Here is a 21,474-nt window from a genome sequence, read left to right on the forward strand (position 1 = left end):
AGGTTAGCCGACCTTGTTCTGGTTCATGTCCTTGATCAGACGATTCAGGTCTCCGCCCCTTGCATCCAGCATCGCCCCGATTTCGGTCCGTTCGGTCAGCAGCATATTCACACCTTCGATGAACATATTGAAGAACTTGTCACGGCCCGATTTGTCCGACACAAGGAAGGTCACCTCGAACGGTGACGAGCCCTGCAGCTTGACCGAGGTGCGCACCTCATAGCCTGCCTTGATCTTGCGGGCATTGCGCACGGTCACCTGACCGCCAATGAATTCGCGGAAGCGACGGCCGTATTTGCTTGAGATATAGCCTTGAAATGCCTTGGTAAATTGCTTCAGCTGCGATGGGCTGGCCGAGCGGCCGTCCGCCCCCAGCACATAGCGCGCCATGATCGGCACATCGGCATATTGCACGAAAATCTTCTCGAAATCGCGGATCATCGCTTTTTCGGATTTGCCCGAGGCGATCACGCGGTTGATATCATCCACGACACTGACAACCAGTGCTTTGGCGCTGGCTTCGGTCTGGGCAAAAGCGGGAAAAGCGGTCAGCATAGCACCAGCAAGGCCGGTGGCGATAAAACCGCGTCTGTTCAGATGGTTATTCGGCATATGGGTCCTCGTAAGGGTCTAGATAGGGGTCCCTGACAGGGTCGGTTCCGGTATCTGCATAGGGGTCGTCATACAGACCCAGATAGGCTTCCTCATCATCCCGTGCCAGTTCGAAGCGACGGTTTTGAATATAAATTGTCTGTGCCTGCGCGTAGCTGTCGGCGCTTTCATACAGGATCGAATCGATGGTGTCCGAGAACCGCCCCCGGTCGCCCATCCGGCGTACAACCTCGGCATAGACGCCAATGTTATCGACTGGCCGGACCGGAGAGAAATTGATTGGGTTCGAGAACAGGTTGACGATGACGCCAATAGAATCCCGCTGCGTTGAGGGGCCATAGAACGGCAACTCGACATAGGCGCCCTCGCCGACGCCCCAAACGTGCAGGGTTTCGCCGAAATCGGTATCCACCGGCGGCAGGTTCAGCTCGGCGGCTGGGTCAGACAGACCTGCGCCCCCCACCGTGGTGTTGATCACGAATCGCAGCAGCGCATTGCCGGATTGCTTGATATTGCCTTGCAGCAGGTAGTCCAGCGCCTGCCCGGGCATCGTCAGGTTTTCAGCAAAATGGTTGAAGCTGGTCACCATCGGATCAGGCACGATTTTCACGTAGCCTTTCGAGGCCGGCCGGAACAGGAACCTGTCCACGCCAAGATTGAATTTGTGAATGCCCCGGTTGGTGTTTTCGTAGGGATCGAACACTTCATTCGGAGGCGTACCCTCTGGCGGCCGCGTGGCGCAGGCGCTCAGGACTGTCATCAGGGACAGTACGATCAGGTGCTTCAGGCGGGATCTGCTCAACACGGTCTTAGCCACTCCAAACCATTCGGGGTCATTGGCCCGAATTATCAATCAATACTGCCTATGGCCACATAGCGCGACCCAATCCGAGTTAACATATACGTTCCAATACAAGTATGAAACAGATAGCGTTTAACCTGCCCGATGGGCCGAGGTAAAGCGACACCGCTTCAACTGTCCGGAATAAGAAGAGTTACGCCCACCTTTCGGGCACGTCCATCCCCGTTTTCAGTCTTTCCGAACCTGACCTTCCCGGTTAGCTTCGCCGCGACTCAGGATATGGAGGAAACCTCATGAGCATCGCAGCGAAACTGGAAAGCCTCGGCGTCACCCTGCCGGATGCACCGGCACCGGCGGCAAACTACGTGCCGTTCGTACGGGTCGGCAATATTGTTTATGTATCGGGCCAGATTTCCAAAGATGATGATCTGATAACCGGCAAGCTGGGCGATGATATGGGGGTCGAGGCCGGTGCGGCGGCGGCAAAGGTCTGTGCCATCAACCTGTTGGCGCAGGTCAAGGCGGCCTGCGGCGGCGATATTGACAAGCTGGTGCGCGTGATCAAGTTGACCGGTTTCGTGAACTCGACCGCAGATTTCACCGCGCAGCCGCAGGTGATCAACGGTGCATCTGATTTCCTGGTCGAGGCGCTGGGCGATGCCGGTCGTCATTCCCGTTCCGCCGTCAGTGCTGCCGCGTTGCCACTGGGCGTGGCCGTTGAAATCGAAGGTATCTTTGAGGTCCAATGACACCGTCCCTGCCTTCCGTGTTCCTGCAGACCCCGATCGCGCATCGGGCGCTGCATGACAAATCGGACAACCGCCCGGAAAACAGCCGGGCGGCCATTCAGGCCGCGATAGAGGCCGGATATGGGATCGAGATTGATCTGCAACGGACCTCGGACAACCGGGCGATGGTGTTTCATGACTATGACATGACGCGTCTGACCGGACAGTCGGGTCCGATTCAGCAGATCTCGGCAGCACAGGCGCAGGCCACGCGGCTGCTGCATGCCGATGACGGCATCCCCACGCTGGACGAGGTGCTTCAGATGGTGGGCGGCACGGTACCGCTGCTGATCGAATTCAAGGATCAGGACGGCGCGATGGGAACTGATGTCGGACCGCTTGAGGCAGACGCCGTTCGGGCGTTGCAAGGCTATGACGGACCGGTGGCGCTGATGTCTTTCAATCCCAACTCCGTTGCCGAGCTGGCGCGTATTGCCCCGCATCTTCCGCGCGGCATCGTGACGTGCTCGTATCAGCCCAAAGTCGAACTGTTGCCGCAGAAGGTCTGCGATCACCTGCGTGACATTCCCGATTTCGACCGGGTCGGCGCCAGTTTCATCAGCCACGAGGTCGCAGACCTGTCCCGCCCCCGTGTGGCCGAGCTGAAAGCGCGGGGTGTGCCGATTCTGTGCTGGACGGTCCGGTCGCCTGAACAAGAGGCACAGGCGCGCGAGGTTGCCGACAATGTGACCTTCGAAGGGTATTTGGCCCCGCATCCGGGTTGAACCCTTCCCCCACCGTCACAGATAAAGGTCAGACGCGGAGGGCACATGGATCAGGCGCAAATCGAAGTTCAGGTTCTGGGATCGCTGTCGCAGATTTCTGCTGAGGATTGGGACAGTTGCGCCTGCCCCGAGGCTGCCGATGGCGGGCGACCGCTGGACCCGTTTACCACCCACCGGTTTCTCTTGGCGTTGGAAAACAGCGGGTCGGTTGGGCGTGGTACCGGATGGCAACCGCAACACCTGACTGCCCATCTGGACGGGATAATGATTGGCGCGGCCCCGATGTATGCCAAATCGCACAGCCAGGGCGAATATATCTTCGATCACAACTGGGCGCATGCCTACGAAAATGCAGGTGGTCGGTATTATCCCAAGCTGCAGATTGCCGTGCCCTTCACCCCAGCAACCGGGCGGCGCTTTTTGGTACGGCCGGGATACGAGGTGGTGGGAATGTCGGCGCTGGTGCAAGGCGCGGTGCAACTGGCCGCCGACAATCGGGTGTCGTCACTGCACGCCACATTCTGCACCGAGGATGAGGCCATTGCCGGTGAGCAGATGGGTCTGATGCTGCGCACTTCGCAGCAGTTCCACTGGCTCAACGATGCATTTGCGGATTTCGACGGGTTTCTGCGGGCGTTGTCCTCGCGCAAACGCAAGAATATCCGCAAGGAACGGACGCAAGCCTGTGGGTTCGGAGGTCAGATTCGCACTTTGACCGGCGATGAGCTGCGACCGGAACATTGGGATGCCTTCTGGCGCTTCTATCAGGACACCGGATCACGCAAATGGGGCGCACCGTACCTGACCCGTCAATTCTTTGATATAGTGCATGAAACCATGGCGGATGACATAGCCTTGGTGCTGGCGGAGCGCGACGGCTATCCGATTGCCGGGGCGCTGAATTTCATCGGGCGCGAAACGCTCTTTGGCCGCTATTGGGGCTGCGTCGAACATCACCCCTGCCTGCATTTCGAATTGTGCTACTATAGGGCGATTGATTTTGCCATTGCCCATGGTCTGGCCCGGGTTGAAGCCGGGGCGCAGGGTGAACACAAGCTGGCACGAGGCTATATGCCCGCGCGCACGCATAGCTTGCATTGGGTCGGTGACCCCGGTTTTGCCGATGCGATCCGAAAATATCTGGACGCCGAGGCCGCAGCAGTGGGAGAAGAGATCGAGATCCTGACGGAATACGGCCCGTTCAGGAAATTGAACCCGGAGGAACAGCAATGACCGAACTATTGTCGATCGAGACCCGCGGGCCGCTGCTGGACCCGCTGTTCAAGAATGGCTGGACCATGGTCGAAGGCCGGGATGCGATCACCAAGACCTTTATCTTCGAGGATTTCGTCCACGCCTTCGGCTGGATGACGCAGGTGGCGATATTTGCCGAGAAATGGAACCACCATCCTGAATGGTCCAATGTCTACCGCACGGTCGAGGTGACGTTGGCCACTCATGACGTGGGCGGTCTTTCCGCGTTAGACGCAAAGCTGGCGCGCAAAATGGACAGTCTCTGCTAGCGGTTACCCTCACCGACGCCACCCGCCAATGCAGCGGTCACACCCATTTGGCCGAATTCAGCGGGGGTAACGGTGCCGTTGCTGACATCGATGTCGCCCGGAATACGCGTTGTCCGGTTGCCGATCTGGCGCACGCTGCGTGCGGCCGGATTGATATCCAGACAGCGATTGTTGTAGCAGGTCAGCCCGGACGTATTGATCTGAATGCGCGTCTGCCCGTCCGGCCCGGTTACCACCGGCGCCTGTGGAACGTCACAGGCCGCCAACAGGCTCAGAAAGCCGAGAAGTCGCCATTTTTGCATGATACGCCCCCGTGTGGATGACCTCGCTGAGCGCGAGGTCGTCCAGTTTAATCCAGCTGGCCGTTCTGGTTCTTGTCAGCCGACAGGAAATCATCGTTCATCTGCGCGTCGTATTCCGCCCTTGAGATAAAGTCATCGTTGTTCCGGTCAACCTCCTGAAACTGTTTGATGTCCAGAAACGGTTTGGCCTCCTGCAATCCCAACGAACCGTTCTTGTCCTCATCCATCTCCTGGAATGCATAATCGGAAAAGGCGTCGAACTCGTCCCGGGACAGGAACCCGTCATTGTTCGCGTCGATGGCTTTCAGCTCGTTTTCATGCAGCTCGCCCACGGTTTCTGCCGAGGCGGCACCGGCCAGCAAAACGGCCGCGGCGATAATAAATCCACGTGTCATTCCGGTTCTCCTCAACATGCGTATCTGTTGCCTTCAATGGCACCGGCGGCAGCACCTGCCGCTGTCAGGATGGATTTGCCTGATCCGCCGCCGAACTGGTTGCCGATGGCGCCGCCAATCAGCGCACCGCCCAGCGAGCCGCTGAGACAAGCGATTTCGTGCTGGCGCGCCGCCTGTTGTTGCGGGGTCGGGGCTGGGCCGCAGGCGGCCAGCGCCCCCGCAGAACCGAGCAAGAGTGTAATGATTTTCAGCTTCATCGAAAAACTCCCTGATTGTATTGTTCGAATATTGGCAGATCAGGGCGTTGCATCAAGTTAAATGGCAGTCATGGCCCCGGGTGCCCCCGGAGCCAACTGGTATCAGATGACGTCCAGCAGACCCTCGCCCGCCGAAATTTCGCAGGCACCGGGGTTCTCTTCTACATTCAACGCCACCACCTTGCCGTCCTCGACCAGCATGGCATAGCGCTTGGACCGGGCGATCAGCCCGGCGGGCGGGGCGTCGAAATCCATGCCGATGGCCTTGGTGAACTCGGAAGCTGCGTCGCCCAGCATTGTCAGACCGGCCTCGGTGGCGCCGGTGGCCTCACCCCAGGCTTTCATCACGAAGGGGTCGTTGACCGAGACGCAGATGATCTCGTCCACGCCCTTGGCATCGAACTGGTCCTTGGTGCGCATGAAGCTGGGCACATGGGCCGAATGGCAGGTCGGCGTAAAGGCGCCGGGCACCGCAAAGATCACAACTTTGCGCCCTTTGGTCTTGTCTGAAATCCGCACCTCTTCGGGGCCGTCCGCGCCCAGTTGGGTCAGCGTGGCGTCGGGCAGCATGTCACCTGTTGAAATCATTTTAAGCTCCTGTCGTTTGGATTTGCAGAGTCGGGCTCAGCCGCAATATAGGTGGTCGTGTGGATGAGACCACGTGAATTCGACAGGGCGGGAGGAACATGAGCCATATTGTCGTGATCGGTGCGGGGCAGGCGGGGTCTTCGCTTGTCGCCAGGCTGCGCAAGGACGGGTTTGACGGGGACATCACCCTGATCGGAGCCGAGCCGCATTTGCCCTATCAGCGCCCGCCGCTGTCCAAGGCCTATCTGCTGGGCGAGATGGAACTGGAACGCCTGTTCCTGCGTCCCGAGAGTTTTTACGTCGAGAACAATATCACCCTGCGTCTGGGCCAGCGTGTCACCGCGATTGACCCGCAGGCCAAGACTGTGACCGTAGGGGATGAGGTCATCTCTTACGACGACCTAGCGTTGACCACCGGGTCGGACCCGCGTTACCTGCCGGCCGCGATTGGCGGCGATCTAGAGGGTGTCCACGTGGTGCGCGATCTGGCCCATATCGACGAGATGGAGCCCCGCGTGACCGACGGTGCGCGTGCACTGATTGTCGGTGGCGGCTATATCGGGCTCGAGGCCGCAGCGGTCTGTGCCAAGCGCGGGGTCAAGGTGACCTTGGTTGAGATGGCCGACCGTATTCTGCAACGGGTGGCCGCGCCCGAGACCAGCGATTATTTCCGCGCGCTGCATACCGAATACGGCGCCGATATCCGCGAAGGCGTCGGGTTGGAGCGTCTGCTCGGTGAAAACGGCAAGGTGGTGGGCGCGGTTCTGACAGATGGCACTGAGTTGCAGGTCGATTTTGTCGTCGTCGGCGTTGGCATTGCCCCCTCGACCCAGCTGGCCGAGATGGCTGGGCTGGAACTGGACAACGGTATCAAGACCGACGCCCATGGCCGCACGTCCGACCCGTCGATCTGGGCGGCGGGCGATTGTGCCTCATTCCCGCATGGCGGTGCCCGTATCCGTCTGGAAAGCGTCCCAAACGCGATCGATCAGGCCGAAATCGTGGCTCAGAACATGCTGGGCGCGACCAAGGACTACGTTGCAACGCCGTGGTTCTGGTCGGATCAGTATGACGTCAAGCTGCAGATCGCTGGCCTGAACACCGGATATGACCGCGTGGTGACGCGGCAGGGAAACGGCCAGACCGTCTCCTTCTGGTATTACAAGGGCGACCAGCTTATTGCCGTGGACGCGATGAATGATCCACGCGCCTATATGGTCGGCAAACGTCTGATTGAATCGGGCAAGACCGCCGATCCTGCTATCGTGGCCGACGCGAGCGCGGACCTGAAGCCGCTGCTCAAGGCGTGAGGATCATCGCCGGAGAGTTCCGGGGCCGCGCCTTGGCCTCGGTTGGCAAAGGGGATGCGGGCGCACATCTGCGCCCGACCACCGATCGCGTGCGCGAGAGCCTGTTTAACGTGCTTAGCCACCAGATCGACTTTGACGGGCTGCGCGTGCTGGACCTGTTTGCGGGCACTGGCGCGCTGGGGCTCGAGGCTCTGTCACGTGGCGCGGCGCATGTGACATTTGTAGATGATGGGCGCGTGGCGCAGGGCCTGATCCGCAAGAATATCGACCTGACCCGCAGCGCCGACCGCACCGATCTGATCCGCCGGGATGTCACGCGGCTGGGCCAAAACCCCGGCGCGCCCTATGATCTGGTCTTTCTGGACCCACCTTACGGCAAGTCCATGGGGCAGAAGGCTTTCGCTGCCCTGTCGCAGGGGTGGATTGCCGACGATGCCCTGATCGTGTGGGAGGAAAACGCTCCGATGCAACCGCCCGAGGGGTTCGCCCTGCAAGACAGCCGAAAATACGGCGACACGCATATCACCCTGATGTGGAGCGATACCCCGAATGCATGATCTGGTCATTTTCGACTGCGACGGCGTTCTGGTCGATAGTGAGCCGCTGTCTAATCAGGTGCTGGTCGACAATCTCGGGCGCTATGGTCTTGATCTGACCCTTGAGGACAGCGTGGGTTTTTTTGTTGGTGGCACCATGATCGGTGTTCGGGACAAGGCCCGGGAGCTGGGCGCGGACTTGCCGGATGACTGGGTCGATGAGGTCTATGCCGAAACCTATGACCGCCTACAGCAGGGCGTGGGCTTGATGCCGGGTGTTTCGGATTTGCTGACCACGCTGGACTCATGCGGCGTCCCCTATTGTGTTGCCTCAAACGGCAGCCCGGACAAGATGAAAATCACGCTGGGGCAGAACGGACTGTGGGATCGTTTTCAGGGCGTGATGTTCTCGGCACATGTGTTGGGCACGGCGAAACCCGACCCGACAATGTTCCTGACTGCGGCGGAACAGTTCGGCGCCTTGCGGCCGGTGGTCATCGAAGACAGCGCCAGCGGTGTGACCGCCGCAATCCGCGCCAATATGCGCTGTCTGGCCTATGCACCGCAGGGGGGCGGTGAAAAGTTGGCCAGGCTCGGTGCTGAAGTGATCACCGATATGGCCGAGGTTCCGGTGCTTTTGGGGATTTGACCGGGACGTGCTAGAATTCAAGCATGGACCGCGCCCTGACACCTCCGATCTGGACTGTTCCGCAGGAAACCGACGCAACCACCGGACCCGAGCGGAAACCCACCCGCGCGCCGGTGTTCATCCACGACGCGGTGACGCCATGGGGGCAGGAAACCCTGTTGCTGAAACTGATGCGCGATCAGGCCGCCGATCAGGAGGAGTAGGTCGGGTGAAATTTGTCGCCCGGTGACAGGGTAAAGATATCGACCCCATCTGCCGTCACGCCCACCGAATGTTCGAACTGCGCCGACAGCGACTTGTCTCTGGTCACCGCGGTCCAGTCGTCGGCCAGCGTCTTGGTCTCGGGGCGGCCCAGATTGACCATTGGTTCGATGGTGAAGAACATGCCCTCTTCCAGAACGGCACCGGTGCCGGGACGGCCATAATGCAGCACGTTGGGCGGCGCGTGGAACACCCGGCCCAGACCGTGACCGCAGAAATCACGCACAACACTCATCCGGTGCGCCTCGACATAAGCCTGAATGGCGTGGCCGATATCACCGAACGTATTGCCCGGCTTGACCATCTCTATCCCCTTGAACAGGGCGTCATGGGTCACCTGGATCAGGCGCTCGGCCTTGCGCGGCAATTTGCCCGCCACATACATGCGGGACGTATCGCCGAACCAGCCGTCAACGATGACCGTGACGTCGATATTCAGGATATCACCATCCTTCAGCCGCTTGTCGCCAGGAATTCCGTGACAAACCACGTGATTCACACTAATGCAGCTGGCGTGCTGATAGCCCTTGTAGCCGATGGTGGCCGAGGTTGCTCCCGCGTCCTCGACCATTTGCGTGATCAGACCGTCGATCACGCCGGTGGTCTGGCCGGGAAAGACGTGCTCGGCAATGTCATCCAGAATCCGCGCGGCCAGGGCTCCTGCCGCGTGCATGCCGGCAAAGTCACCCTGTTCATAGATGCGGATACCGTCTTTGGTCAGACGGCCACGATGTTCCTTCATGGATGCGAGGCTCCAAATGTTTCGCGCGGCATTTCTTTTACGCTGCTTGTGCAGAAAGTACCAGAGGGTGTCGGGTCGCAATGTCAGAACCACCCACCCGATCACATGTAGACCATCAGGTAATAATGAACTAGCACAAGGCAAGTCCGGGCGGGCACACGAAACAGAGAAGGGCAGGCCGATGCAAAGAAAAGCTGACCAGTTGAGGGCCGAGATTGCCAGCATCAGTGAGCTTCTCAAGGCCGGGCGACCGGATCGCGCGTTCAAGCGGGCCACCAAGGCTGCCAAGAAATGGCCAAAAGCTGCGGCCTTGCCAAGACTTGCGGGCATCAGCGCGGTGCAGCAGCAAAAACCCAAACTGGCCCAGACCCATTTCCATCAGGCCTGGCGACTGGATCCCGAAAACGCCGAGTTGACCCAGAACTATGCGCTCAGCCTGGTTCAGGGGGGCGATCCCGCCGATGCGCTGACGTTTCTGGATAAGGTCGCTGCGCGCGGCCCTCTAAGCCCCGCCCTGCAGTTCATCCGCGCGCTGGCCCTGCTGCAAGAGCAGCAGCCGGAACAGGCGCTGGCCGATGTCGAGCAGGTCTTGAGTCGCGAGCCTGCCAATCCGAACGCACAGATCCTGAAGGCGGACATTCTGGATTCGATGCACCGCTGGGGCGACGCTGTCGAGGTGCTGACGGCGCTGGTCAAAAAACAGCCGAGATTCTTTCCCGGCTTGCTGCGGCTGGCCAGATCGCAACTGGGCCTGGGTCAATTGGGCGACGTTCTGAAAAATACCCGCGCAACCCTTGCTTTGGCGCCAGAACATCCGGACGCGCTGGAAATGATGGCCGGACTGCCGAACCTCACTTTTGACGACATAGCCACGCTGCAGGCCCGGATTTCCAATACGCTGGAACGCGGCCTGGCAGCCAACCCTGAGGACGAGGTGAAACTGCGTTTTGCTGCGGCCAATCTGGCGCGCCGGCAAAAGAACACTGCGCAGGAAATGCAGCACCTGGCTGAGGCCCACAAACTGCAGCGCAACGGGTTCGAAGCCTGGGAAGAACGCAGCGCCAAAGACTGCGCCAAACGGCTGGCCGCCCCTTTGCCCGCTGCCGGGTCTGAACCATCCGCAGGCATCCCCCGGCCGATTTTCGTGGTCGGCCTGCCCCGGTCCGGCACCACGCTGGTCGAGCGTATTCTGGCCCGCCATTCCACCGTTCAGGGTCTCGGAGAGCTGCCCTCGGTCCATCAATGGGCCCGGCAGGCCGAAGCGCAGCCGCCGGAATGGCGTGAAATCAATGGGCTGACAGATCACTACATGGCAAAGCTGCCCGCGCTGTCCGGGAATGCCAAGGCCTTTGTGGATAAAGCCCCCGGCAACTATGCCTTTCTGGGTGAGATCGCGCAGGCGTTCCCCAACGCCGTGATCCTCAACGTGTTGCGCGATCCGCGCGATGTCGCCCTGTCCATGTGGCGCGCGAATTTCGGAGCGGGTGGGCTGTACTACACCCATGACCTGAACTGGATGGCGGCCGAGGCCAACCGGTATCAGCGTTACATGCGCCACTGGCATCAGCTTATGCCGGGCCGCATCCACGATATCCGGTATGAGACTTTGGTGGGCAACCTAAAGGGCACAGCCGAAGAACTGGCGCGGATTTGTGATCTGCCTTTCGAGGACGCCATGCTGACGCCGGACCAATCCGCGAATGCGATCAAAACGGCCAGTAACTTGCAGGCCCGGCAGCCGGTTAACACAGCCTCTGTCGGAGGCTGGCAAGCGGTGGCGGATCAGTTGGAGCCGTTTGTGCAAGGTTTGGACACGGATCTGTGGCCGCAGGTTTTTGATCGGCAATCTAAAGCTTAGTCTAATACAAGAGCTTTACACGGTGGGAATCCAAGCCAACGGGCGCTGAGCCCTGAGTCCTTGATCGCAACTTTCAAACGATCCGAGAAAAATACGCGGCTTCTGATGCTGCGATCCATCCAGAAGTCTAGATCACAGGCGGACGACGGGTCGACCGCAAGCTTGTTTTTGTCTTCAGGGATTGACCTCCACGCTAATCCCTTGGTTCCAACCGGTCTAAGCCCAATAGATTGATCCGGGACGAGTGTTTTTCGGTTCTCCAAAATATGCATGAAAAACCATCGCCGCCCAGGATAGGGCGTTTCTTGGTCGTATTCGCGCAACTCTACCTCATGAAACCGGGTTCGGCCGAGCCCAAACTGCTTCAGCAGATCACGCATCGACTCCGACACAAAAATCAAACCCAAATGGCCCGTAAAAATATCCGGCAGATTTTCCTTCTTTTTCTTGGGGAGATCGCGAAATTCGAAATAAATGTAGTCCGGATACTCGGACACATCTATGTCCTGCGCATCTTCGTTTCTTTTTCGAAACGCCACATACCCGGACGGTCGTGGAGCATCCAGATGGACCTCGACGGGCTGGACATTGCGGGTGCCGTACAGAAGGAGGGATTCCCAAACTTTCTTATGTGTCACTGCTTCCTCAAAGTGCGGTAATTGCGTAGAATTTCATCAATACGTTAATTGCAAGCTATCCTATGCGGTTTACGACCCAAACACCTTCTGGCGAAATCTCAGTCCCATAAACCAACCGCTCCACCCCCTGTGCCTGTGCGGCCTCGAACGCTGCCGCATAGGTCGGGTCGATATCTGTGGCTAGCGCGAAGCTGTCGCAATCGGTGCGCTGCACCAGGTACAGCATGATCGCCCGGTGTCCCTGTGCCACCATCGCCGCCAGCTCACCCAGATGTTTTGTGCCGCGGGCGGTGACGCTGTCGGGGAACTCGGCCAGACCCGGCTGGCGCGACAGGGTGACGCTTTTGACCTCGACGTAAGCGTCCGGCAGGCCCGGCTGGGTCAGCAGAAAGTCGATGCGGCTGTTTTCACCGTACTTCACCTCGGGGCGGACAGTTTCATAAGCGGCCAGTTCGGGGATTTCACGTGCCTCCAACGCGGCGCGCAGGGCCTTGTTCGGGACCGACGTGTCGACCCCGGTGAAATGGCCATTTTCATGATCGACCAGCCGCCAGCCGTATTTCAGCTTTTTCTTCGGGTCGTCATTGGGCTCCAGCCAGGTTTTCTCACCCGGCTCTGCCAGCCCCATCATTGAACCCGGATTTGCGCAGTGGGCGGTGACCTCGCGCCCGTCCTCCAATGTGCAATCCGCCAGAAAGCGTTTGTAGCGGCGGATCAGGCGGGCGGGGACAAGGGGGGTTTCAAATCGCATGTCTCAGGGCCTATACCTGCCCTAACGGTCGATCAAGAGGGGGGCACGCACCATGGCCAATCCAACCGCCGCAATGCTGGTGATCGGGGATGAGATACTCTCGGGCCGGACCCGCGATGCGAATATGCACTATCTCGCTGGGGAACTGACCAAACATGGCATCGACCTCAAAGAGGTGCGGATCGTCAGCGACGATGCCCCTGCGATCGAGGCGGCGGTCAAGGCTTTGTCCGACGGCCACGACCATGTTTTCACCAGTGGCGGGATTGGCCCGACCCATGACGACATTACCGCCGATTGTATCGCCCGCGCCTTCGGGGTGCATATCGACATTCGCGACGATGCGCGCGCCCTGTTGCAGGCGCATTATGACAAGTCGGGATTGGAGTTTAACGAGGCCCGCCTGCGCATGGCACGCATCCCGGACGGAGCGGAATTGATCGACAATCCGGTCTCGACTGCGCCGGGGTTCACTATCGGCAACGTGCATGTGATGGCAGGGGTGCCGTCGGTGTTTCAGGCGATGGTGGCCAGTGTGTTGCCCGGCCTGACCGGGGGCAGCCCGTTGTTTTCCCAGACTCTGCGTGTGAACAGGGGCGAAGGTGATATTGCGGCCACTCTTTCCGCGCTGGCCGAGGAGTTTTCAGACCTGTCCATCGGGTGTTATCCGTTCCAGATCAACGGTGTTTTCGGGGCGAACGTGGTGTTGCGTGGCACCGATGGCGCGCGCATCGATGCCGCCACGACCCGGCTTGCGAAAGAGCTTGAATTGTGAACGTCAACTGGGCGGACATCGTCGATGGCACATGGCCTGCTGCGCGGTATGATCGGCTGGGGCCGTTTCAACTGCGTCAGGGGCAAGGCGGTGGGTCGCGCGTATCTGCAGCCAATGCGCTGGGTCCGGCAAGCGAGGCTGATATCGATGCCGCCGAGGCTGCGATGCAGGCGATGGGGCAAAAGCGCATCTTCTGCCTGCGCCCGGGGGATGAGGCGCTGGATAACCAACTGGCCGCGCGCGGGTATCAGGTTCTGGATCCGGTCAACATCTATGCCTGCCCGACCGATCACCTGACGGGTACGCCGATCCCCCGTGTCAAGGTGTTCCTCACGCCCGAGCCGCTGGCGATCATGCGCGAAATCTGGGCGAAGGGCGGCATCGGTCCCGAGAGGCTTGCCGTGATGGAACGCGCGCAGGGTCCGAAAACCAGCCTGCTTCTGCGCCACAGTGATCATCCTGCCGGGACCGGTTTTGTTGCTGTTCACGGCGGGGTCGCGATGGTTCACGCGCTGGAAATCCTACCCGATCATCGCCGTCAGGGCCTTGGCGGCTGGGCAATGCGCGCCGCCGCCTTCTGGGCACGGGAAAATGGGTCAGATACGCTCAGCGTGATCTGCACCAGGGCAAACGCCGGGGCAAACGGGCTTTATCACGCGCTCGGGATGGAGATTGCCGGCGAATACCACTACCGTCAGCTTATTTGAGGAGAAAGCCCGACGTGACCGACCAAACCGCCCCAACTGCGCTGGACCTGCCGATGGTGGACCCGCTGCCGCCCGAGACGCAGAAATACTTTGATATCTGCGTGGATAAGCTGGGCTTTGTGCCGAACGTGCTGCGGGCCTATGCGTTTGACATCGACAAGCTGAACGCCTTCACCGCGATGTATAACGACCTGATGCTGGGCGATAGCGGCCTCAGCAAGCTGGAACGTGAGATGATCGCGGTGGTCGTATCGGCGATTAACAAGTGCTTCTACTGTCTTGTGGCGCATGGCGCGGCGGTGCGGCAATTGTCGGGTGATCCGCAGCTGGGGGAAATGCTGGTGATGAATTACCGTGTCGCGCCTCTGGACACGCGCCAACGGGCGATGCTGGACTTTGCCGCCAAGATGACCTCGGCAAGTACCGAGGTCGAGGAACCCGACCGCCAGCGCCTGCGGGATGTGGGGTTCACGGATCGCGACATCTGGGACATCGCCAACGTGGCCGGCTTTTTCAACATGTCAAACCGGGTCGCCAGTGCCACGGCGATGATTCCGAACGACCAATATCACGCGCAGGCCCGATGATCCGCTTTGCCTCACTGATCCTGTTGCTGTTGGTCGGGCCGGGTATCGCGCAGGACCTGACGTTGCCTTCGGGCGCACGCCAGATCAGCGACCGGGTCAGCCCGCTTGACAGCTATGACCTGCCAACCGGCCCGTTTGCCGATGGCACCTTGCCGACGCGGCAGGTTGAGGGGCGGGTTGAACGGATCACATGGCGCTTGCAATCGGGCTCCAGTACGACGCTGCAATTGCTGGCCCCACTGCGCGATCAGATCGTCGCGCAGGGCTATGACGTGCTGTTCGAATGCGAGGCCCGCACCTGTGGTGGGTTCGATTTCCGCTTCGGAACCGAGGTTGTTCCGACCCCCGACATGTATGTGGCGATTCAGGATTACCGCTTTCTGTCGGCCACCCGCGGCGACGATGTGCTAAGTCTGCTGGTCAGTCGCAACCCGCCCAGCGGGTACGTTCAGTTGATCCGGGTCTCTCCGGTTGACGCCGAGGCCCCACCACCTCTGGTGATCGAGGAAACGGCCGATGTATCCGGCGGGTTACTGGCCGCGTTGGAACAGAACGGGCATGTGATTCTGGACGATCTGCATTTCCGCACCGGAGAGATCACGCTGGGCGATGGCCCATTTGCCTCACTAAACCGGATCGCGGCCTATCTGGCCGACAACCCCGGTACGCGGCTGGCGCTGGTCGGTCACACGGACGATTCCGGCGCGCTGGATGCCAATATCTCGGTCAGCACGGGTCGGGCGCAGGCGGTCCGGGCTCGCCTGATCGAGTCGCATGGGGTTGCTGCCGACCGGGTTGAAGCCCGTGGCATTGGATATCTGGCCCCCCTGACCTCGAATGCCACGCCCGAAGGCCGCGACCTGAACCGCCGGGTCGAGGCGGTTCTGCTGGTCAATTGACCCCGGTGACACAGGTCTGACAGGCGAGCCGATCGAATACGAAAGGAGCCCACATGACTGACCAGACACCAACGCCGCAGGCATTGATCATTGGCGCGGGGACCGGTCTGTCGGCCTCGTTCGCGCGGGCATTGGCACAGGGCGGATATGCCGTGCATCTGACGGCCCGCGACGTGTCCGATCTGGCACCCTTGGCCACCGAGACAGGGGCGAGGCTGCATCAGTTGGATGGCACGGAAGCCCAAGGCGTGGCGGCGCTGGTTGCCGGTCTGCCGGGAGAGCTGCGGGTTGCGTGTTATAACCCTTCGGCCCGGCAGCGTGGCCCGATCACCGAGCTTGATCCGGAAACGGTACGCAAGGCGGTAGAAGTCACCGCACATGGGGCGTTTCTGCTGGGTCAGGCCGCCGCCCGCCGGATGTTGGATCAGCCGATGCGCGACAACCGACGTGGCACGATCCTGTTCACCGGCGCCTCGGCAGGGGTCAAAGGTTTCCCGCTTTCGGCACCTTTTGCCATGGGCAAGTTTGCGCAACGGGGGCTGGCGCAGTCCATGGCACGCGAACTGCACCCCCGAGGCATCCATGTGGCCTGGGTCAATATCGACGGCGGTATCCGCAATCCGGACCGGGTTGCAGGGGCTGACACGCCCGACTCGATGCTGGACCCGGATGCCATCGCACGGGAGTACATGCATCTGATCCATCAGGACCGCTCGGCCTGGAGCGATGAGTTGACCCTGCGCCCGTGGGTTGAACGGTTCTGAGCGGACAAAAAAAGGCCCGCGCAGATGCACGGGCCGTCGAGGTTCACCGGGGGAGATATTACCAGTCCATCGGGCCCTTTTCGTTGAAAGACTCGACAAGAAAATCAATAAATGCCCGCACCTTTGGCTGGGTAAAGCGGCCGGGCGGGTAGACGGCATAGACGCCCTGCACTTCGTCGGGCAACGACGGCATCGCATCCAGAACCGCACCGGATTTCAGCGCGTCCGCGTACAGGTAGCTGGGCAGATATGCGATCCCCAGCCCGGAGATGGCCGCATTCAACAGCGATTGCCCGTCATTGACGCTCAGCCAGCCTGCGGTGCGCACCTGCCGTTTTTCACCCGAAGGTGCCGTCAGTTTCCACACATTGCCTGAGGATTGGCTGGAGTAGTGCAGCAACTTGTGTTCGTTCAGGTCGTCGATCTTCTGCGGACGTCCGAATTTCTCGATATAGCTGGGCGCGGCGACCATCCGTTTGACAGTTTCCGTCAGCTTGCGGGCGCGCAGAGTGCTGTCTTCCAGCTCACCAATGCGCACGGCAACGTCGAACCCTTCCGAGATCAGCTCCACATAGCGGTTGTTCAGCACCATGTTCACGGTGATATCCGGATAGGCTGCGAGGAAATCCGAAAGAACCGGCGACAGGTGATTCACGCCGAAATCCGTCGCCACGCTGATCCTTAGCAGGCCCGAGGGGGCCGACTGCATCGAGGTCACCAGCGCATCCGCCTCGCCCGCGTCGTTCAGCACGCGGCGGGCACGGTCGTAATAGGCCAGCCCGATCTCGGTGGGGGACACGCGGCGTGTCGTACGGTTGAGCAGCCGTGCGCCCAGTCGGGCCTCAAGGCTGGACACGTGCTTTGACACTGCCGATTTGGAGATGCCCATCTTCTTGGCCGCATCGGTGAAGCCACCCTGGTCCACCACATTGGCAAAGGCTTCCATTTCGGTAAGTCGATCCATTCTCGTTCCCCGGGTGCAAAATCTTTGCCTGACTGTCGCCTTCAATCTGGGCGGAAACAGGGCAGACATGGGATAATATCAGGGATTTGAATCAGATCGTTTGCAGATGGGAAACGCGGAAACAATGGTTTCCGGTGCCGCTACAGAGCCTGCAAGACAAGGATTTTCGGCGTTTATGTCCGAATGTGTTAAGATGAGAATGGCAAATTTGTGACCACGGAGGAGATCATGAAAGCCTTGCTTGCCCCAGCTGCCTTGTGCCTGTTCGCAACCCTTGCGACGGCCGGAGGGGAAACCGCATCCAACCCCGAAGCTAAAGTCTATTTCGTGAATCTGGCAGATGGGGACACCGTTCAATCCCCGGTAACTGTGGTCTTTGGCCTCAGCGGCATGGGCGTGGCCCCCGCCGGGACCGAGAAGGAAAACACCGGCCATCATCACCTGCTGATCGACCGCCCACCGCTGGGTGAGGGCGAAGACGGCGCGGATGAACTGGCCAACGGTCTACCCTCGGACGACAACCACCTGCATTTCGGCGGCGGCCAGACTGAGGTGACATTGGACCTCGCCCCAGGTGAGCACACGCTGCAACTGGTGCTGGGCGATGCGGGCCACGTGCCGCACGCCACGCCGATTGTGTCCGAGGTGATTACGATTACAGTGGAATAATTACCGGGATCGGCCATGAACCCGGTTTACAATAATCTGGATGTCGGAAACTCTGTCGGCCAAAACAGGAGGCCAAAATGTCGCTGGAGTTCTTTCTGACATCCTTGATTGTGGTGTTGTTGCCCGGAACCGGAGTGATTTACACGCTGGCTGTTGGCCTTGGGCGTGGGTTTCGCGCCAGCCTTGCGGCGGCGGCGGGATGCACAATAGGCATCGTACCGGCAGCTCTGGCCAGTATCATCGGGCTTGCGGCCCTTTTGCATACCAGCGCGCTGGCCTTTCAGATCATCAAGTATCTGGGTGTCCTCTACCTGTTTTATATGGCTTGGGGTATCGTCAAAGAAGGCGGAGCAATGGAGGTAAATGCCGAGAAATCCTCGGCAGGTCACCTCAAGATCGCGGTGACCGGGACGTTGATCAACGTACTTAATCCCAAACTGTCCCTGTTTTTTCTGGCCTTCCTGCCTCAGTTTCTGCCAGCCGGCACGGCGAATGCCGGTATGGAACTGGCCAAGCTGGCCACCGCCTTTATGGCGATGACCTTTGTGGTCTTTGTCGGATACGGTGCCTGCGCTGCCCTTGCACGGGATTACGTCATTCGCAAACCATCCGTGATGGCCTGGATCAAACGGTGTTTCGCGACAGCGTTCGGTGCGTTGGGCGTCAAGCTGGCGCTCTCTGAGTAATCAGAGAGCCGCAGCCAGCCGTGTTCCCTGATTGATCGCCCGTTTGGCGTCCAGCTCTGCCGCGACATCCGCACCGCCAATCACATGCGGGGTGATGCCGCGGTCGATCAGCGCATCTGCAAGGCTGCGCTCGGACACCTGCCCAGAGCACAGGACAATTGTATCCGCCGCAATCACGGTGGGGTCGGCGCGTTCTTCGCCAAAACTGATATGCAGGCCATCCGCGTCAATGCGCTCGTAATTCACGCCGCCGACGAAATCGACGTCCTTCATCTTCAGCGTTGCGCGGTGAATCCAGCCGGTCGTCTTGCCCAGCCCCTTGCCATGCGCCTGTTTCTTGCGCTGCAGCAGAGTGACGTCGCGCGCAGGGGCTTCGGGTTGCGGGCCTTCCGGCGCCAGCCCCGAGCGGTGCTGTTCCGGGTCGGTCACGCCCCATTCCTTCATCCAGGCGGGCAGATCGGTGGTGATGCTGTGGCCGTTCTCCAGCAGGAATTCCGACACGTCGAACCCGATACCGCCTGCGCCGATCACGGCAACGGTTTTTCCAACCTCGGCCTTGTCGCGCAGCACGTCGATATAGTTGACGACGTTGTCACGGTCCTGTCCCGGAATTTGAGGGTCGCGCGGCGTGACACCGGTGGCGATAACCACCTCGTCAAAGCCGGTCAGGTCGTCGGCGCCGACCTCACGGTTCAGCTCCACCTTGACGCCCAAATCAGCCATCATGGTGCGGTACCAATCGACCAGCCCCCAGAATTCTTCCTTGCCCGGCACCTGTTTGGCCATGTTCAGCTGACCGCCGATCTCGGCAGCGCGGTCGAACAGGGTCACGTCATGGCCGCGCTGGGCGGCGGTCATGGCGGTGGAAAGTCCGGCCGGACCGGCACCGACGATCGCAACGGTCTTCGGCGTCTCGGCCTGGCCAATCTCCAGCTCAGTTTCGTGGCAGGCGCGCGGGTTGACCAGGCACGAGGTCAGCTTGCCGCTGAAGGTGTGATCCAGACAGGCCTGGTTGCAGGCGATACAGGGCGCGATCTGGGCGGACTGACCGGCCATCGCCTTGTTCACGAAATCCGCATCCGCCAGCATCGGGCGCGCCAGTGACACCATGTCGGCGCAGCCGGTGGACAGAACCTCTTCGGCCACTTCAGGTGTGTTGATCCGGTTCGAAGTAATCACCGGGATACCGACCTTGCCCATCAGCTTTTTGGTCACCCAGGCGAAGGCCGCGCGCGGAACGCTGGTCGCGATGGTGGGAATCCGCGCCTCGTGCCAGCCGATGCCGGTGTTGATGATCGTGGCCCCGGCCTGTTCGATCCGCTGGGCCAGTTCCACCACCTCTTCATGGGTCGAGCCATTGGGGATCAGGTCAATCATCGACAAGCGGTAGATGATGATGAAATCGGTGCCTACGGCCTCACGCGTGCGGCGCACCACTTCGATGGGCAGGCGCATCCGGTTCTCATAGGACCCACCCCAGCGATCCTCACGCTTGTTGGTGTGGGTCACAAGGAACTGGTTCAGGAAGTACCCCTCGGACCCCATGATCTCGACACCGTCATATCCGGCCTTCTGGGCCAGAACGGCGGCGTTCACGATGTCGCTGATCTGTTTCTCGATGCCTTCCTCGTCCAGTTCATTCGGCGGGAAGGGCGAGATCGGAGACTTCACCGGGCTGGGTGCCACGCATTTGGGACCATAGGCATAGCGCCCCGCATGCAGGATCTGCATGGCGATCTTGCCGCCCGCCTCATGCACTCGCCGCGTGATGATCGAGTGGTTCGCCACCTCTTTGTCGTTGGTCATCATCGACGCGCCGGGCAGAACCGAGCCTTCGAGGTTCGGGCCAATTCCACCCGTCACCATCAGTCCAACGCCGCCACGGGCCCGGTCGGCATAAAACTCGGCCACTCGGTTCCAGTCGCCGGTCTCTTCCAATCCCGTGTGCATCGAGCCCATCAAGACGCGGTTCTTCAACGTGGTAAAGCCCAGATCCAGCGGGGCCAGCATGTTTGGGTACGCAGTCATGGCGAACTCTCCCTCCCGATTCTTCTGCGATAGATTGACGTTCACGTCACCTTTGTCACGCAGAACCTAACGTCACACCCTTTGCTGTTCCTGAAGCGCTTGATACAGAGTTGCCAGACCAATGTACGAGGCCGCGCATGACCCCAGAAGAGATCGCCAAACTGCCCTATCGCCCCTGCGTCGGGCTGATGCTGATGAATGCCGAGGGTAAGATCTTCGTCGGCCAGCGCAATGACCGCCACGTGGATGCGTGGCAAATGCCTCAGGGTGGCGTGGACAAGGGTGAGGCCCCCCGCGATGCGGCCCTGCGCGAGTTGTGGGAAGAAACCGGCGTCACCGCTGCTCTGGTCGAGGTCGTGGCCGAGACCGACGGTTGGCTGCCCTACGATTTGCCTCACGACATTGTGCCAAAGATATGGAAAGGTCGCTATCGCGGGCAGGAACAGAAATGGTTTCTGCTGCGCTTCACCGGCAGCGACGATCAGATCAATATCGAAACCGATCACCCGGAATTCACCCGCTGGAAATGGCAGGAACCCAGCAAGCTGATTGATGAGATCGTGCCGTTCAAGCGCGAAGTGTACGCGCAAGTGGTGGACGCGTTTGACAGCTATCTGGGCTAAGGGCGGCACCACATCCTGCTGATCACCCCGCGACA

At 60.3% G+C, this 21,474-nt stretch carries 28 protein-coding genes; 17 read left to right on the plus strand and 11 right to left on the minus strand.

Annotated features, from left to right (window positions below):
* Positions 1 to 3 precede the first annotated feature (3 nt).
* The gene (locus tag ACR1XY_RS09205; RefSeq protein WP_480592410.1) at positions 4 to 612 is read right to left on the minus strand and encodes an MlaC/ttg2D family ABC transporter substrate-binding protein; all 609 of its coding nucleotides are present in this window, start codon (positions 610 to 612) and stop codon (positions 4 to 6) included.
* A complete protein-coding gene (locus ACR1XY_RS09210; RefSeq protein ID WP_480592568.1) occupies positions 602 to 1,372 on the minus strand; it encodes an MlaA family lipoprotein in 771 nt (256 codons plus the stop codon). Before ACR1XY_RS09210 ends, ACR1XY_RS09205 begins: the two co-directional genes overlap by 11 nt.
* Before the next feature lie 335 nt (positions 1,373 to 1,707).
* Between ACR1XY_RS09210 and ACR1XY_RS09215 the strand changes: the two genes are divergently transcribed.
* The 4 genes from ACR1XY_RS09215 to ACR1XY_RS09230 are packed head-to-tail and all read left to right on the plus strand — an operon-like array spanning position 1,708 to position 4,450.
* Complete coding sequence (locus ACR1XY_RS09215) at positions 1,708 to 2,163, plus strand: RidA family protein (protein WP_480592412.1); 456 nt, start codon at positions 1,708 to 1,710, stop codon at positions 2,161 to 2,163.
* Positions 2,160 to 2,927, plus strand: a complete 768-nt coding sequence (locus ACR1XY_RS09220) for a glycerophosphodiester phosphodiesterase family protein (protein ID WP_480592414.1) — start codon at positions 2,160 to 2,162, stop codon at positions 2,925 to 2,927. Before ACR1XY_RS09215 ends, ACR1XY_RS09220 begins: the two co-directional genes overlap by 4 nt.
* A 45-nt stretch (positions 2,928 to 2,972) precedes the next feature.
* Positions 2,973 to 4,160 carry a GNAT family N-acetyltransferase gene (locus ACR1XY_RS09225; RefSeq protein WP_480592415.1) on the plus strand — a complete coding sequence of 396 codons (1,188 nt, stop codon included), beginning with the start codon at positions 2,973 to 2,975 and terminating at the stop codon, positions 4,158 to 4,160.
* Entirely contained in the window at positions 4,157 to 4,450 is a 294-nt protein-coding gene (locus ACR1XY_RS09230) for a 4a-hydroxytetrahydrobiopterin dehydratase (RefSeq protein ID WP_480592417.1), read from the plus strand. The genes ACR1XY_RS09225 and ACR1XY_RS09230 overlap by 4 nt, the downstream gene beginning before the upstream one ends.
* On the opposite strand, the gene ACR1XY_RS09235 is transcribed toward ACR1XY_RS09230, so the two are convergent.
* From ACR1XY_RS09235 to ACR1XY_RS09250, 4 genes are all read right to left on the minus strand, one after another.
* Complete coding sequence (locus ACR1XY_RS09235) at positions 4,447 to 4,752, minus strand: hypothetical protein (protein WP_480592419.1); 306 nt, start codon at positions 4,750 to 4,752, stop codon at positions 4,447 to 4,449. The two genes, ACR1XY_RS09230 and ACR1XY_RS09235, sit on opposite strands and share 4 nt — an antisense overlap.
* Before the next feature lie 47 nt (positions 4,753 to 4,799).
* Positions 4,800 to 5,147 carry an EF-hand domain-containing protein gene (locus tag ACR1XY_RS09240; protein ID WP_480592421.1) on the minus strand — a complete coding sequence of 116 codons (348 nt, stop codon included), beginning with the start codon at positions 5,145 to 5,147 and terminating at the stop codon, positions 4,800 to 4,802.
* 11 nt (positions 5,148 to 5,158) lie between these two features.
* Complete coding sequence (locus tag ACR1XY_RS09245) at positions 5,159 to 5,404, minus strand: glycine zipper 2TM domain-containing protein (protein ID WP_480592423.1); 246 nt, start codon at positions 5,402 to 5,404, stop codon at positions 5,159 to 5,161.
* Positions 5,405 to 5,506: 102 nt separating this feature from the next.
* Positions 5,507 to 5,992, minus strand: a complete 486-nt coding sequence (locus ACR1XY_RS09250; RefSeq protein ID WP_480592425.1) for a redoxin family protein — start codon at positions 5,990 to 5,992, stop codon at positions 5,507 to 5,509.
* 98 nt (positions 5,993 to 6,090) lie between these two features.
* Here ACR1XY_RS09250 and ACR1XY_RS09255 point away from each other — a divergent pair, with 98 nt between their 5' ends.
* From ACR1XY_RS09255 to ACR1XY_RS09270, 4 genes are read left to right on the plus strand one after another with little or no spacing between them, the layout of a single operon-like run.
* Positions 6,091 to 7,302, plus strand: a complete 1,212-nt coding sequence (locus ACR1XY_RS09255) for an NAD(P)/FAD-dependent oxidoreductase (RefSeq protein WP_480592427.1) — start codon at positions 6,091 to 6,093, stop codon at positions 7,300 to 7,302.
* The gene (gene rsmD / locus ACR1XY_RS09260) at positions 7,299 to 7,859 is read left to right on the plus strand and encodes a 16S rRNA (guanine(966)-N(2))-methyltransferase RsmD (RefSeq protein WP_480592429.1); all 561 of its coding nucleotides are present in this window, start codon (positions 7,299 to 7,301) and stop codon (positions 7,857 to 7,859) included. The genes ACR1XY_RS09255 and rsmD overlap by 4 nt, the downstream gene beginning before the upstream one ends.
* The gene (locus ACR1XY_RS09265; protein ID WP_480592431.1) at positions 7,852 to 8,487 is read left to right on the plus strand and encodes an HAD family hydrolase; all 636 of its coding nucleotides are present in this window, start codon (positions 7,852 to 7,854) and stop codon (positions 8,485 to 8,487) included. The genes rsmD and ACR1XY_RS09265 overlap by 8 nt, the downstream gene beginning before the upstream one ends.
* A 23-nt stretch (positions 8,488 to 8,510) precedes the next feature.
* Positions 8,511 to 8,690: a hypothetical protein gene (locus tag ACR1XY_RS09270; RefSeq protein WP_480592433.1), complete on the plus strand. Its 180-nt coding sequence runs from the start codon at positions 8,511 to 8,513 to the stop codon at positions 8,688 to 8,690.
* On the opposite strand, the gene map is transcribed toward ACR1XY_RS09270, so the two are convergent.
* On the minus strand, positions 8,678 to 9,490 hold the full coding sequence (map, locus tag ACR1XY_RS09275) for a type I methionyl aminopeptidase (RefSeq protein ID WP_480592435.1): 813 nt from the start codon (positions 9,488 to 9,490) through the stop codon (positions 8,678 to 8,680). The genes ACR1XY_RS09270 and map overlap by 13 nt on opposite strands.
* 181 nt (positions 9,491 to 9,671) lie before the next feature.
* On the opposite strand from map, the gene ACR1XY_RS09280 reads away from it, so the two are divergent.
* Positions 9,672 to 11,348, plus strand: a complete 1,677-nt coding sequence (locus tag ACR1XY_RS09280; protein ID WP_480592437.1) for a tetratricopeptide repeat-containing sulfotransferase family protein — start codon at positions 9,672 to 9,674, stop codon at positions 11,346 to 11,348.
* On the opposite strand, the gene ACR1XY_RS09285 is transcribed toward ACR1XY_RS09280, so the two are convergent.
* Both ACR1XY_RS09285 and sfsA read right to left on the minus strand, forming a co-directional pair.
* Positions 11,345 to 11,986: an imm11 family protein gene (locus tag ACR1XY_RS09285; protein WP_480592439.1), complete on the minus strand. Its 642-nt coding sequence runs from the start codon at positions 11,984 to 11,986 to the stop codon at positions 11,345 to 11,347. The genes ACR1XY_RS09280 and ACR1XY_RS09285 overlap by 4 nt on opposite strands.
* A gap of 55 nt (positions 11,987 to 12,041) precedes the next feature.
* Positions 12,042 to 12,737, minus strand: coding sequence for a DNA/RNA nuclease SfsA (gene sfsA, locus ACR1XY_RS09290; RefSeq protein WP_480592441.1), 696 nt, complete (start codon positions 12,735 to 12,737; stop codon positions 12,042 to 12,044).
* Between the two features lie 52 nt (positions 12,738 to 12,789).
* On the opposite strand from sfsA, the gene ACR1XY_RS09295 reads away from it, so the two are divergent.
* The 5 genes from ACR1XY_RS09295 to ACR1XY_RS09315 are packed head-to-tail and all read left to right on the plus strand — an operon-like array spanning position 12,790 to position 16,469.
* Entirely contained in the window at positions 12,790 to 13,512 is a 723-nt protein-coding gene (locus ACR1XY_RS09295; protein ID WP_480592442.1) for a competence/damage-inducible protein A, read from the plus strand.
* Positions 13,509 to 14,219 carry a GNAT family N-acetyltransferase gene (locus tag ACR1XY_RS09300; protein WP_480592444.1) on the plus strand — a complete coding sequence of 237 codons (711 nt, stop codon included), beginning with the start codon at positions 13,509 to 13,511 and terminating at the stop codon, positions 14,217 to 14,219. The genes ACR1XY_RS09295 and ACR1XY_RS09300 overlap by 4 nt, the downstream gene beginning before the upstream one ends.
* 14 nt (positions 14,220 to 14,233) lie before the next feature.
* Positions 14,234 to 14,806 carry a peroxidase-related enzyme gene (locus tag ACR1XY_RS09305; protein WP_480592446.1) on the plus strand — a complete coding sequence of 191 codons (573 nt, stop codon included), beginning with the start codon at positions 14,234 to 14,236 and terminating at the stop codon, positions 14,804 to 14,806.
* Positions 14,803 to 15,705: an OmpA family protein gene (locus ACR1XY_RS09310; RefSeq protein WP_480592448.1), complete on the plus strand. Its 903-nt coding sequence runs from the start codon at positions 14,803 to 14,805 to the stop codon at positions 15,703 to 15,705. The genes ACR1XY_RS09305 and ACR1XY_RS09310 overlap by 4 nt, the downstream gene beginning before the upstream one ends.
* A 53-nt stretch (positions 15,706 to 15,758) precedes the next feature.
* Entirely contained in the window at positions 15,759 to 16,469 is a 711-nt protein-coding gene (locus tag ACR1XY_RS09315) for an SDR family NAD(P)-dependent oxidoreductase (RefSeq protein WP_480592450.1), read from the plus strand.
* A gap of 58 nt (positions 16,470 to 16,527) precedes the next feature.
* On the opposite strand, the gene ACR1XY_RS09320 is transcribed toward ACR1XY_RS09315, so the two are convergent.
* Positions 16,528 to 17,433 (minus strand): LysR family transcriptional regulator, encoded by a 906-nt coding sequence (locus tag ACR1XY_RS09320; protein ID WP_480592452.1) that lies wholly within the window; start codon positions 17,431 to 17,433, stop codon positions 16,528 to 16,530.
* A 228-nt stretch (positions 17,434 to 17,661) separates the two neighbouring features.
* Between ACR1XY_RS09320 and ACR1XY_RS09325 the strand changes: the two genes are divergently transcribed.
* Both ACR1XY_RS09325 and ACR1XY_RS09330 read left to right on the plus strand, forming a co-directional pair.
* Positions 17,662 to 18,102: a DUF4399 domain-containing protein gene (locus ACR1XY_RS09325; RefSeq protein WP_480592454.1), complete on the plus strand. Its 441-nt coding sequence runs from the start codon at positions 17,662 to 17,664 to the stop codon at positions 18,100 to 18,102.
* A 77-nt stretch (positions 18,103 to 18,179) separates the two neighbouring features.
* Positions 18,180 to 18,788 carry a LysE family translocator gene (locus ACR1XY_RS09330; protein ID WP_480592456.1) on the plus strand — a complete coding sequence of 203 codons (609 nt, stop codon included), beginning with the start codon at positions 18,180 to 18,182 and terminating at the stop codon, positions 18,786 to 18,788.
* Here ACR1XY_RS09330 and ACR1XY_RS09335 read toward each other — a convergent pair whose 3' ends face one another.
* On the minus strand, positions 18,789 to 20,816 hold the full coding sequence (locus ACR1XY_RS09335) for an FAD-dependent oxidoreductase (RefSeq protein ID WP_480592458.1): 2,028 nt from the start codon (positions 20,814 to 20,816) through the stop codon (positions 18,789 to 18,791).
* A 137-nt stretch (positions 20,817 to 20,953) separates the two neighbouring features.
* Between ACR1XY_RS09335 and ACR1XY_RS09340 the strand changes: the two genes are divergently transcribed.
* A complete protein-coding gene (locus tag ACR1XY_RS09340) occupies positions 20,954 to 21,439 on the plus strand; it encodes an RNA pyrophosphohydrolase (RefSeq protein ID WP_480592460.1) in 486 nt (161 codons plus the stop codon).
* The last annotated feature ends 35 nt before the right edge of the window (positions 21,440 to 21,474 follow it).

Source organism: Ruegeria sp. AD11(2025), from assembly GCF_056542405.1.

What these genes read in the sequence shown, in the direction of transcription:
- ACR1XY_RS09205 (WP_480592410.1), bottom strand. Translation starts at nt 612, where the DNA reads ATGCCGAATAACCATCTGAACAGACGCGGTTTTATCGCCACCGGCCTT.
- ACR1XY_RS09210 (WP_480592568.1), bottom strand. Translation starts at nt 1,372, where the DNA reads ATGACAGTCCTGAGCGCCTGCGCCACGCGGCCGCCAGAGGGTACGCCT.
- ACR1XY_RS09215 (WP_480592412.1), top strand. Translation starts at nt 1,708, where the DNA reads ATGAGCATCGCAGCGAAACTGGAAAGCCTCGGCGTCACCCTGCCGGAT.
- ACR1XY_RS09220 (WP_480592414.1), top strand. Translation starts at nt 2,160, where the DNA reads ATGACACCGTCCCTGCCTTCCGTGTTCCTGCAGACCCCGATCGCGCAT.
- ACR1XY_RS09225 (WP_480592415.1), top strand. Translation starts at nt 2,973, where the DNA reads ATGGATCAGGCGCAAATCGAAGTTCAGGTTCTGGGATCGCTGTCGCAG.
- ACR1XY_RS09230 (WP_480592417.1), top strand. Translation starts at nt 4,157, where the DNA reads ATGACCGAACTATTGTCGATCGAGACCCGCGGGCCGCTGCTGGACCCG.
- ACR1XY_RS09235 (WP_480592419.1), bottom strand. Translation starts at nt 4,752, where the DNA reads ATGCAAAAATGGCGACTTCTCGGCTTTCTGAGCCTGTTGGCGGCCTGT.
- ACR1XY_RS09240 (WP_480592421.1), bottom strand. Translation starts at nt 5,147, where the DNA reads ATGACACGTGGATTTATTATCGCCGCGGCCGTTTTGCTGGCCGGTGCC.
- ACR1XY_RS09245 (WP_480592423.1), bottom strand. Translation starts at nt 5,404, where the DNA reads ATGAAGCTGAAAATCATTACACTCTTGCTCGGTTCTGCGGGGGCGCTG.
- ACR1XY_RS09250 (WP_480592425.1), bottom strand. Translation starts at nt 5,992, where the DNA reads ATGATTTCAACAGGTGACATGCTGCCCGACGCCACGCTGACCCAACTG.
- ACR1XY_RS09255 (WP_480592427.1), top strand. Translation starts at nt 6,091, where the DNA reads ATGAGCCATATTGTCGTGATCGGTGCGGGGCAGGCGGGGTCTTCGCTT.
- ACR1XY_RS09265 (WP_480592431.1), top strand. Translation starts at nt 7,852, where the DNA reads ATGCATGATCTGGTCATTTTCGACTGCGACGGCGTTCTGGTCGATAGT.
- ACR1XY_RS09270 (WP_480592433.1), top strand. Translation starts at nt 8,511, where the DNA reads ATGGACCGCGCCCTGACACCTCCGATCTGGACTGTTCCGCAGGAAACC.
- map (WP_480592435.1), bottom strand. Translation starts at nt 9,490, where the DNA reads ATGAAGGAACATCGTGGCCGTCTGACCAAAGACGGTATCCGCATCTAT.
- ACR1XY_RS09280 (WP_480592437.1), top strand. Translation starts at nt 9,672, where the DNA reads ATGCAAAGAAAAGCTGACCAGTTGAGGGCCGAGATTGCCAGCATCAGT.
- sfsA (WP_480592441.1), bottom strand. Translation starts at nt 12,737, where the DNA reads ATGCGATTTGAAACCCCCCTTGTCCCCGCCCGCCTGATCCGCCGCTAC.
- ACR1XY_RS09295 (WP_480592442.1), top strand. Translation starts at nt 12,790, where the DNA reads ATGGCCAATCCAACCGCCGCAATGCTGGTGATCGGGGATGAGATACTC.
- ACR1XY_RS09310 (WP_480592448.1), top strand. Translation starts at nt 14,803, where the DNA reads ATGATCCGCTTTGCCTCACTGATCCTGTTGCTGTTGGTCGGGCCGGGT.
- ACR1XY_RS09315 (WP_480592450.1), top strand. Translation starts at nt 15,759, where the DNA reads ATGACTGACCAGACACCAACGCCGCAGGCATTGATCATTGGCGCGGGG.
- ACR1XY_RS09320 (WP_480592452.1), bottom strand. Translation starts at nt 17,433, where the DNA reads ATGGATCGACTTACCGAAATGGAAGCCTTTGCCAATGTGGTGGACCAG.
- ACR1XY_RS09325 (WP_480592454.1), top strand. Translation starts at nt 17,662, where the DNA reads ATGAAAGCCTTGCTTGCCCCAGCTGCCTTGTGCCTGTTCGCAACCCTT.
- ACR1XY_RS09330 (WP_480592456.1), top strand. Translation starts at nt 18,180, where the DNA reads ATGTCGCTGGAGTTCTTTCTGACATCCTTGATTGTGGTGTTGTTGCCC.
- ACR1XY_RS09335 (WP_480592458.1), bottom strand. Translation starts at nt 20,816, where the DNA reads ATGACTGCGTACCCAAACATGCTGGCCCCGCTGGATCTGGGCTTTACC.
- ACR1XY_RS09340 (WP_480592460.1), top strand. Translation starts at nt 20,954, where the DNA reads ATGACCCCAGAAGAGATCGCCAAACTGCCCTATCGCCCCTGCGTCGGG.